Raw genomic sequence first — 9,394 nt, forward strand, 5'->3', positions numbered from 1 at the left:
TTCAAAATCCTTGACTTGATTAAGGTTTTTATGTTCAACTTTCCCATCTCCTTGATATTATTACTTTGGAAAATTTTATCATTGAGGAAACGATGATTGAAGCTTTGATGGCGTTCTTTATAGTTCTCGTTCTTTTACTGGCGCTTGCCATTCCAGCTTTAAGAGAGGCTCACTAAATGGCCTCTACGTTGCGGATGCCGTAGAGGGAGAGAGCTCCCAGAAACTCCTCGTTAAACCTGTTTTTCCACCTGTTGAGAGATATCTGGAAATTTGACGGTTTTTTAGGTTTAAAGAGGAGCTCCATCCCGGCCTCTTTGGGCGTTTTGTTCCCCTTTTTCTGGTTGCACTCTGAACAGCAGGTTACAAGGTTCTCCCACTGCCACTTTCCGCCCCTGCTCTTTGGGACTATGTGGTCTATAGTTGCTTCGTTATCTTTAACAGTTTTTCCGCAGTAGGCACAGGTGAAGTTGTCCCTGATAAATACAGCCCTGCGGGTTGGGGAGCTCTCCCAGTGGCGGATGAGAACGGGAATTCTGATAACGAGGGGCGCAGGGTAGTCTCTACTTGGAGAGTGGAGTGAAATGGTTTTGTAGTGTTCTAAAACTTCGCACTTATTAAGGAGCTCTAAGAGAAACGCCTTTTTGTGTGAGAAGATAGAGACCGGCAGGTAGGTCTTATCAAGAACCAGCGTAGGGTATAGAACCAACAGAAACTCCGAAAATGGTTCCCTCTATTTTTATTTCTTTTCTTCTTAATCTTCAAGGTTTGTCTGTTAATACTACCTCTTTCGCTTTGAGCATTGTGTAAAGTTTTGTTCCAAGGAAATTCTCAAACTTTCCTCTCCTTTTCGCTATTCTTGCCGCTTCTCTCATATAGTCTTCACGAAGGTTGAGTTTTGAGAAATCTCTGGAGTGTTTTTTCTTAATTTTTTCAATCTCTTTTTTCAGTCTGGTTTCAAACTCCGGTTTTCCGTAAAAGGCAGAAAGTTTTTCGGCTGTTTCAACGAGAGTTCTGTAAAGTGAAATCATTTTTTCAAGCCTTTCACGTTTTTTCTGGCGGAGCTCCCTGTTTAAAACGGCAGAGAAGATGTCATCCGACTTTCCCTGCAAAAATAAGTTAAAGAGCTTGTGGTCTGGTATGTTGTGAAGGTAGGTAAATGCGTAGTGGTGTTTGTGATACCAGGGAGATTTGAGTTTTACAAAGAGTGGAAAGGGCTCTTTTACTGAAAAGTCTTTGAGGACATATCCCTCTACCATCTCGGCATCTTCTATTTTTCTCTTTAGATGGTGAAGTTTTCCTGTGAATTTGGGCGGGGTTTTGAAACCAAGCTCTTTCAGTTCATTTTCTCTTTCTTCCAACAGGTATTTCCCCGTTCTGTTTTCACGGAGCTCCGTCAGTATCAGCTCTTCTCTGTCGTATGGAATCACTAATTGAAACTCCGGAGAGATAAGCTCAAATACGGGGGTGTAGCCTTTCTGCAGGAGCTCTTTTACCGCTTTATAGAGTCTTTCATTTTTCCTGAGGATTTCCTCTCCCTTTTCCGTTTGAGGGTTTGAAAAAGCTTTCTGAGTTAAGAGTTTAACCTCTCCGTCTAAGAGAATTGGGTGGAGCATTGTTCCGTCAAGCTTTTCACGGGCTACAAACTCTCTGCCTGAAAGTTTTTCTTCTTCTGTTTCTCCGTGTTCCCCCACGTTGAAGAACTTGTGGAACGGCCGAGAGACTACTTCTCCCGTTTCTTGGCTAAAAGTTATGCCCCGGAACTCCCTCTTAACCGGCGTGTCAAAAACTGATGGAGCGTTGAATCTGTAGGAGATTTTGACGAGGTCTCCGTCTTCAAGAACTTTGAAGAACCTGTTTCCCTCTATCTCTTTTAGAGCTCTGCCGAGTTTTAACTTCAAGGTTTGAGGAGCTCCAGAGCTTCTTTCAGGTTAACAGTCCCCTCGTAGATAGCTTTTCCGACAATCGCTCCGGCAACATTTTCAATCTGTGAGAGTTTTACCAAATCCTCTACCCTTGCAACGCCGCCGGAGGCGATTACAGGGTGAGAGACGGCAGATGCGAACCTCTCAACCTCTTTAAAGTTTGGGCTTGTCAATGTTCCATCTCTTGAGATGTCTGTATAGACAAACCCCCATATGTCTAAATCGTCGCTCCTCTTTGCAAGCTCAACGGCAGGAATACCAGAAACCTCAGTCCAGCCCTTTGTTGTTGCTATTCCGTTTTTGGCGTCTATTCCAACAACTAACTTCCCGGGAAAAGCTTTTACCATCTCTTTAAAGAGCTCCGGCTCCTCAACTACAACCGTTCCGAGGATTACCCTGTCAACTCCGGCCTTAAAGAGCTCTTCTAAAGCTTTCATAGTTCTTACGCCGCCGCCAAACTGGACGGGAATGGAGAGCTCTTCAACTATCTCCTTTACAATCGGCAGATTTTTGGGAACCCCCTCAAAGGCTCCGTCAAGGTCAACAACGTGGAGGCGGGGAGCTCCCATCTCTTCCCACATTTTTGCCACTTCAACAGGATTCTCGTAGTAAACCTTTTCCTGATCAGCCCTTCCCTGGTAGAGCCTTACACACTTTCCGCCCTTTATGTCAACGGCAGGAATTACCTCAAACACATTTCCTCCCTACTTTTCAGCAAGTGGATCGTTGAAGTATGCAAAGAGTATTGCCAGAATAAAAGGAAGTATTAAAAATACAGCAAATAGAACCTCTTTCACTTTTCAACCTCTTTCAAGCGGTTAATGAGCCTCTTTATTTGAAGCCACACCAGTATGTAGCCTATAAGTAAAAGGTATGCGCCGGAGATAACCCACTTGTCAACTACTCCGACTTTTACTGCTCTTGCAGCAGTTCCCGTTATATCAATGACGAACAGGTATACAACGGCCTTTAAGTTCTCTTTCCAGACGCCGATTTCCTCTTTTAGGGCCTCTTTCATCTAAATTCCCAGAACGTCAAACATCGTGTAAAGGCCTGCCCTTTTGCCGGCTACCCACTTCGCGGCTGTGAGAGCTCCCCTTGCAAATGTCTCCCTGCTCGTTGCCCTGTGGGTGAGCTCCAACCTCTCTCCGAGGGTTGCAAAGTAGACCGTGTGGTCCCCTACAACGTCTCCCATCCTTGCTGAGAAAATACCTATCTCATCTGGTTTTCTCTCTCCAACAATTCCCTTTCTCCCGTAAACGGCAGACTTCTCAAGGTCAACTCCCAGGTTTTCTGCAACTATCTCCGCAAGTTTCACTGCCGTTCCAGATGGGGCGTCTTTTTTAAACCTGTGGTGGATCTCAAATATCTCAACGTCGTATCCCTTATCTTTCAAGGCCTTTGCTGCTTCAGAAACCAGTTTAAAGAGAAGGTTTACTCCAAGGCTCATATTGGGGGAGAAGACTATGGGAACATACTTTGCTGTTTCCTCTATCAGTTTTTTCTGCTTCTCTGTAAGGCCCGTCGTTCCGATGACTAAAGCTACTCCAAGCTCTTTTGCCTCTTTAAGGAGCTTCTCTGTGGCTTCAGGAGTTGTGAAGTCAATTACTACGTCTGGCCTTTCAGGAATTTCAGAGATTGACGGGTAGAACTTTACTCCCGGAGAAAACTCTTTTCCTATCAGCTCTGAGTCTGGTCTCTCAGTGACTCCAACCAGTTTGAACTCTTTATCCTCAAGGGCTAACTTCCCTATCAAACTTCCCATTCTTCCTGCTGCACCTGTTACTGCAAGCTTTACCATTTCCTACCCCTAACTGAGCTTTTTCCTCTGTTTTATCTCAAACCACTTAACGATTCCGTAAACGATGCCAAGGATAAGGATGAGAGCTCCAATCCCTAACTTGAACTCTATCGGCTTTCCGTGTTCAAGTGAAACAACCAGAGCTTCCCTGATTGTTGCAGCCAATGCAACGCTGACAAAGGCCGATACTGCAAGCTCTCCGCCCAGCATGAACTTGATTTCGCTGTTGAGGAGCTCCAAAACAGTCCAGAGAATTAAGAGGTCGCCCATCGCAGCTATCAGGCTGTGGGCAAGGTCTCCGTGGAAGAAGTGGACAACGTCCGTTCCGAAGAGGAAGATAACGAAAACGGCAAGTGCCATAAGGCCTAATAGGATTGCTATGTCCATAAATACGGCAAACTTCTTGCTGAGCTTTATGGCAGTCCTTTCAAGTTTTCCAGCTTCAAAGAATGTGCGGAGCTCCGCATCAACGTAGTAGGAGATGAGAACGTCCTCGTTGAGTGCAAGTATTTTCCTTAACGACCTGTTTAAGTCCTCAAGCCTTTCAAAGACCTCTTCTAAAACAAATCCCTCAAGGATTTCAGCCTTTGATGGGTCGCAGAACTTTCTCTGCTCCTCTTTGAAATTCTCAAAGAAAACTTTTGCCTTTTCTGAGAAGAACTGGGCAATTCTCCTACTACAGAAACGGCTGACAAAGTTCATTGCAACGATGATGTAGTGGGGAGGAATCCCCTCTTCAACGTGAATTTTTGCGATTTTTAACAGGTAAAGCAGGTATTCAGAGTCGTATTTACCGCTAAAGAGTTTTTCATACCAAACCTGAATTGTTCTTTTGAGCCTCTGAAGTTTGCTCTCAGGTATATACTCCTTTACATCCTCAAACTTCATTAAATTATCGTAAAAAGCATTGGCGAACTCTTCCTTATATGGAAGAAGAATATTCCCCAGGAATCTCAGGTTTTTTATGTCTTTTTCCCTTATCTCAAAGTAGTCTAAAAGCCTCTCTAAATCCCTGTAGTCAACTCCTAAGTGCATTACAGAACTCCGAATTCTTTTAAGGTTTTCTCAATTACTGCCTCTTTTTCAGGCGTTGTTGGGCATAAGGGGAGCCTGAACTCTTTTTCCATTCTTCCCATCATAGCAAGGGCAGTTTTTACAGGAATGGGGTTTGTATCTATGAAGAGGACTTTCGTCAGCGGGTAGATTTCCCTGTGAGTCTCAGATGCCCTCTTAAAGTCTCCGGAGGTGAAGGATTTATACATCTCAACCATCTTCTCCGGAATAACGTTTGCGGTAACGGAAATTACGCCCTTTGCTCCAACTGAGAGGAGTGGGAAGAATGTAAGGTCGTCTCCGGATAAAACCTCCATCTTGTCACCGCAGAGGTTGATTATCTCCGTTGCAACGTTTGTGCTTCCCGTTGCCTCCTTTATTGCCACTATGTTGTCAATCTCAGAGAGTCTTGCAACTGTTTCTGGAAGCATGTTTACACCGGTTCTTCCAGGAACGTTGTAGAGGACTATGGGTATTGAAACTGCCTCTGCAACGGCCTTAAAGTGGCGGTAGAGTCCCTCCTGGTTTGGCTTGTTGTAGTAGGGGGTTATGAGGAGAGCTCCGTCTGCCTTAACTTCTTCTGCAAACTTTGTGAGCCTTATGGCCTCAGAGGTTGAGTTTGAGCCCGTTCCGGCAATTACCTTTACTCTTCCCCTGGCCTGCTCAATTGTAAGGGCTATAACCTCTTCGTGCTCTTCGTAAGAGAGGGTTGCGCTCTCTCCCGTTGTTCCACAGGGAACAATTCCGTCAACGCCGTTTTCAATCAGGAACTCTATGTGGTTCTTAAGGGCTTCTGTATCAACCTTTCCGTTTTTAAAGGGGGTGGGGATTGCAACGTAGATTCCCTCAAACATCACTCCTCCGTATCCGTTAAAAAGCAGGAAGTATAATTCCTACTCCGTATTTTAACTGTTTTTCCGGAGGTATTTTAATGGAAAGGTGGAGAGGCGTAATAGAGGAGTTCAGGGAGTTCCTCCCGGTTTCAGATAAGACTCCTGTAATCACCCTTTTGGAGGGAAACACACCTCTTATAAAGGCAGACAACCTTGCAAAAGAGATTAAGCCGGGAATAGAGCTCTACCTGAAGTTTGAAGGATTAAATCCTACAGGTTCCTTTAAAGACAGAGGAATGACTATGGCTGTATCTAAAGCCGTTGAAGAGGGAGCAAAGGCCGTTATCTGTGCTTCTACCGGAAACACATCTGCTTCCGCCGCTGCCTACGCTGCAAAGGCCGGACTCAAAGCTGTTGTTCTCATTCCGGAGGGAAAAATAGCCCTTGGGAAGCTCTCTCAGGCCGTTATGTACGGCGCTGAGGTTGTTCAGATAAAGGGAAACTTTGACGACGCCCTTGAAATCGTGAGGGAAATTGGAGCTGAATACCCTATAACCATTGTCAACTCAATTAACCCTTATAGGCTCCAGGGGCAGAAAACTGCAGCCTTTGAGATCTGCGAGCAGTTAGGGAGAGCTCCCGACTACCACTACATTCCTGTTGGAAACGCCGGAAACATAACCGCCTACTGGATGGGGTATAAGGAGTACTACGAGGCCGGAAAGGTTGACTCAAAGCCGAAGATGTGCGGATGGCAGGCTGCAGGGGCTGCTCCAATAGTTCTTGGCCACCCTGTTAAGAACCCTGAAACCATTGCAACTGCAATAAGGATTGGGAACCCTGCAAGCTGGGAAGGGGCAGTAAACGCAGCTAACGAGTCTGGCGGTTTTATAGATATGGTTACAGACGAGGAAATCCTTGAGGCCTACAGACTCGTTGCAAGAACTGAGGGGATATTCTGCGAGCCTGCGTCTGCTGCCTCAATTGCCGGCGTTATAAAGAGCGTTCGCGAGAAAGGAATGTTTGAGAAGGAAGACGTTATTGTCTGCACCCTTACAGGCCACGGTCTAAAAGACCCGGATACTGCCATTTCTATGGGAGTTAAGCCTATAACGCTTCCGGCAGATAAGGACGAGATAGTTAAACAGTTAGGATTTTAAAGATGAGACTGACAGAGATTCCAAAGGGTTTTAAGAGCCTCCTCCCGGAAGAGGTTAAGAGGAGGTGGGAGCTCCTTGAGAGGATTAAAAAGGTTGTTGAGAAGTGGGGCTATGACCCTCTATGGCCTCCAACAATTGAGTTCTTGGAGCTCTTTACAGCCGTTGATAAAAACACTGAGGAATTTGCCTTTAAGTTAGTTGACAGGTTTACAGGAAGGCTTATGGCCGTCCGACCAGACTTCACCCCTCAGGTTGCAAGGATTGTTGCCTCGTCTTTCAAGGATGAGGAACCTCCTTTCCGCTTCTACTACATGGGAAAGGTGTTTAGAGACAGGGACGGAGACAGGGAGACCTATCAGTTCGGGATGGAGCTCCTTGGCGTTAAGGAAGTTGAAGCTGATGCAGAGGTCATCTCTGTTGTTGCCAACATATTGAAGGAGTTAGGCTTAAAGTCTTTTCAGATAGACATTGGTCACACAGAGTTTTTGGAGGGAGTTGTTGAGGAGCTTGGCGTAAAGAACAGAGAGAAACTTCTTAATTTGCTTAAACACAAAGATTTCTCTGGAATTGAGCTCTTTTCAGAAGAGGAAGGAATAACCGGAGAGAGGAGAGAGAAGCTCTTTTCACTTTTAGAGCTCTACGGGAAAGAGGACGTTTTAGAGAGGGCGGAAAAACTGTTCAAAAATGAAAGATCTGTAAGAGCTCTGGGTGAGCTAAAGAGCGTTTACAGTATTCTGAAAAGCTACGGCTTTGAGGAGAGGGTGATATTTGACCTCTCTGAGAAGAGGGGAATGGACTACCACACTGGAATAACCTACGAAGTTTTCCACCCCCTCTACGGTTTTTCCTTAGGAATGGGTGGAAGATACGACCAGCTTACGGGAAAGTTCGGCAGGGAGCTTCCTGCAACGGGCATAGCTTTAAGCGTTGACGCTTTAGAGGAGCTCCTTGAGAAGAAGGGGCTCCTTAGAACTTCCACAAAAAAGGACTTTTACATAATTGACCTTGGCACTGAAAAGCACCTTGCTTACGAGGTGGCCAGGGAGCTCCGAAAAAAAGGGTATTCGGTAGCCCGGGACATAGTTGAGAGAGACTACCAGGATTCTGTAGAAGTTGCATTCAGAAAGGGTTACGAGTTTGTCCTGGTTCTAAACAGGAGCGAGGAGCCCAAAAATGTTCTCTTTACCTCTCCAGAGGGCTTTTTCAAAATAGAAGGGGACATTGTTAACTCTGTCCTGGATATTTTAAAGAGATAAAGGAAACGGATTTGGAGTTTAAAGTGAAACCTTACTACGAGAAAGACAATGTAAAGCTGTATCTGGGAGATGCCCTTGAAATACTTGATCAGCTGCCTGCCGAATCGGTGGATCTGATATTTGCCGATCCGCCTTATAACCTGTCAAACGATGGTTTTACGTGTCATGCCGGTAGAAGAGTTAGCGTTAACAAGGGGGAATGGGACAGGAGCAAAGGATTTGACGAAGATTTTGAGTTTCACTTTTCTTGGATAGAAAAGTGCAGAAGAGTTTTAAAACCCAATGGAACGATCTGGATCTCAGGAACTTACCACTCAATATACATGTGCGGCTTTGCACTTCAGAAACAGGGGTGGCACATAATTAACGAGATTGTCTGGTTTAAGCCTAATGCCTCTCCCAACTTAAGCTGTAGAATGTTCACTGCCAGCCACGAAACCCTTATCTGGGCTAAAAAGAGTAAAGAGGCAAAACATACGTTTAACTATGAACTTTCCAGAAAGGGAAACTGGAGTGGTGATTTCATAAAAAAACCTGGCAAACAGATGAGAAGTGTCTGGTCAATTCCCACTCCTAAACCGCAGGAAAAGAGATATGGTAAACACCCTACTCAAAAGCCGGAGGAACTCCTTAAAAGAATTATTCTCTTAACTTCAAATCCTGGAGATGTTGTTCTCGATCCGTTCTGCGGTAGCGGAACTACTGGCGTGGTTGCTGTTCGTTACGGGAGAAAGTTTATTGGTATTGACTTTACTGAAAAATATCTGAAGGAACTTGCAATACCGAGAATAGAGGATGAACTAAAGGAGCTCCCGCTTTTATCGGGAATTAGAGAAACTTCAGGGGTTAAGACTTGAAAAGAGGAAGTTCTAAATGTCCTTTAAATCTTTCTGACCCGGAGGAAGTTTATAACTTCTTTTTATCAACCATTAAAGAACACATAAGAAGCTGGGAGTATTTTGTTGACTGGCAAAAAGTGTTCAAAAATATAGAGGAACTGGAAGCTGCACTGAACTTACTTAACTGTGTTGTAGGAAAAGAAGACCCGACAAAATCTCTTAGGAAATTAATTTCAGAGTATCCTGTAGTAGTTAAAGCATTACCGATTCTTCTTGCTGTTAGAGATACTAAATTTTCAGTTCTGATTGATAAAAATACATTTAAGTATGAGGAATTTGACTTTTCTAAAAAGGAACTTACACGAAAAGATATTCAGAAAATATGTGAAGCTTTTGAAGATTCGGGTCTTGCAGAGCTTTTCAGAAGAAAAATAAAAAGCGTTCCCGACTACGTTTTGGGAGTTGAGGTTGGTCTTGACTCAAATGCCCGGAAAAACAGAGGCGGGAAATTAATGGAGAGTATATGTGAA

Annotated in this window: 11 protein-coding genes; 4 read left to right on the forward strand and 7 right to left on the reverse strand. The window is 44.6% G+C overall.

Annotated features, from left to right (window positions below):
* Nucleotides 1-172 precede the first annotated feature (172 nt).
* The 7 genes from F8H35_RS03120 to dapA form a co-directional block, all read right to left on the reverse strand.
* Nucleotides 173-706, reverse strand: a complete 534-nt coding sequence (locus F8H35_RS03120; RefSeq protein WP_472572118.1) for an HNH endonuclease — start codon at nucleotides 704-706, stop codon at nucleotides 173-175.
* A gap of 52 nt (nucleotides 707-758) precedes the next feature.
* Entirely contained in the window at nucleotides 759-1,898 is a 1,140-nt protein-coding gene (locus F8H35_RS03125; RefSeq protein WP_472572119.1) for a T4 RnlA family RNA ligase, read from the reverse strand.
* Nucleotides 1,895-2,617 carry a 1-(5-phosphoribosyl)-5-[(5-phosphoribosylamino)methylideneamino]imidazole-4-carboxamide isomerase gene (gene hisA / locus F8H35_RS03130; RefSeq protein ID WP_472572120.1) on the reverse strand — a complete coding sequence of 241 codons (723 nt, stop codon included), beginning with the start codon at nucleotides 2,615-2,617 and terminating at the stop codon, nucleotides 1,895-1,897. Before hisA ends, F8H35_RS03125 begins: the two co-directional genes overlap by 4 nt.
* A gap of 98 nt (nucleotides 2,618-2,715) precedes the next feature.
* Entirely contained in the window at nucleotides 2,716-2,940 is a 225-nt protein-coding gene (locus tag F8H35_RS03135; protein WP_472572121.1) for a hypothetical protein, read from the reverse strand.
* Nucleotides 2,941-3,723, reverse strand: coding sequence for a 4-hydroxy-tetrahydrodipicolinate reductase (gene dapB, locus F8H35_RS03140; protein ID WP_472572122.1), 783 nt, complete (start codon nucleotides 3,721-3,723; stop codon nucleotides 2,941-2,943). It abuts the gene before it with no gap.
* Nucleotides 3,724-3,732: 9 nt separating this feature from the next.
* Nucleotides 3,733-4,758: a protoglobin domain-containing protein gene (locus F8H35_RS03145; RefSeq protein WP_472572123.1), complete on the reverse strand. Its 1,026-nt coding sequence runs from the start codon at nucleotides 4,756-4,758 to the stop codon at nucleotides 3,733-3,735.
* A complete protein-coding gene (gene dapA / locus F8H35_RS03150) occupies nucleotides 4,758-5,630 on the reverse strand; it encodes a 4-hydroxy-tetrahydrodipicolinate synthase (protein WP_472572124.1) in 873 nt (290 codons plus the stop codon). The genes F8H35_RS03145 and dapA overlap by 1 nt, the downstream gene beginning before the upstream one ends.
* A 77-nt stretch (nucleotides 5,631-5,707) precedes the next feature.
* On the opposite strand from dapA, the gene thrC reads away from it, so the two are divergent.
* From thrC to F8H35_RS03170, 4 genes are all read left to right on the forward strand, one after another.
* On the forward strand, nucleotides 5,708-6,769 hold the full coding sequence (gene thrC, locus F8H35_RS03155) for a threonine synthase (protein WP_472572125.1): 1,062 nt from the start codon (nucleotides 5,708-5,710) through the stop codon (nucleotides 6,767-6,769).
* A gap of 2 nt (nucleotides 6,770-6,771) precedes the next feature.
* Nucleotides 6,772-8,025: an ATP phosphoribosyltransferase regulatory subunit gene (gene hisZ, locus F8H35_RS03160; RefSeq protein ID WP_472572126.1), complete on the forward strand. Its 1,254-nt coding sequence runs from the start codon at nucleotides 6,772-6,774 to the stop codon at nucleotides 8,023-8,025.
* Between the two features lie 11 nt (nucleotides 8,026-8,036).
* Complete coding sequence (locus F8H35_RS03165; protein ID WP_472572127.1) at nucleotides 8,037-8,882, forward strand: DNA-methyltransferase; 846 nt, start codon at nucleotides 8,037-8,039, stop codon at nucleotides 8,880-8,882.
* Nucleotides 8,879-9,394 (forward strand): DpnII family type II restriction endonuclease (locus F8H35_RS03170; RefSeq protein ID WP_472572128.1); only part of this gene is annotated, 516 nt, incomplete at its 3' end. The genes F8H35_RS03165 and F8H35_RS03170, both read left to right, overlap by 4 nt.

Source organism: Thermovibrio sp. (assembly GCA_015488335.1).
GTDB lineage: Bacteria > Aquificota > Aquificia > Desulfurobacteriales > Desulfurobacteriaceae > Balnearium.

What these genes read in the sequence shown, in the direction of transcription:
- dapB (WP_472572122.1), bottom strand. Translation starts at nt 3,723, where the DNA reads ATGGTAAAGCTTGCAGTAACAGGTGCAGCAGGAAGAATGGGAAGTTTG.
- dapA (WP_472572124.1), bottom strand. Translation starts at nt 5,630, where the DNA reads ATGTTTGAGGGAATCTACGTTGCAATCCCCACCCCCTTTAAAAACGGA.
- hisZ (WP_472572126.1), top strand. Translation starts at nt 6,772, where the DNA reads ATGAGACTGACAGAGATTCCAAAGGGTTTTAAGAGCCTCCTCCCGGAA.
- F8H35_RS03145 (WP_472572123.1), bottom strand. Translation starts at nt 4,758, where the DNA reads ATGCACTTAGGAGTTGACTACAGGGATTTAGAGAGGCTTTTAGACTAC.
- thrC (WP_472572125.1), top strand. Translation starts at nt 5,708, where the DNA reads ATGGAAAGGTGGAGAGGCGTAATAGAGGAGTTCAGGGAGTTCCTCCCG.
- F8H35_RS03135 (WP_472572121.1), bottom strand. Translation starts at nt 2,940, where the DNA reads ATGAAAGAGGCCCTAAAAGAGGAAATCGGCGTCTGGAAAGAGAACTTA.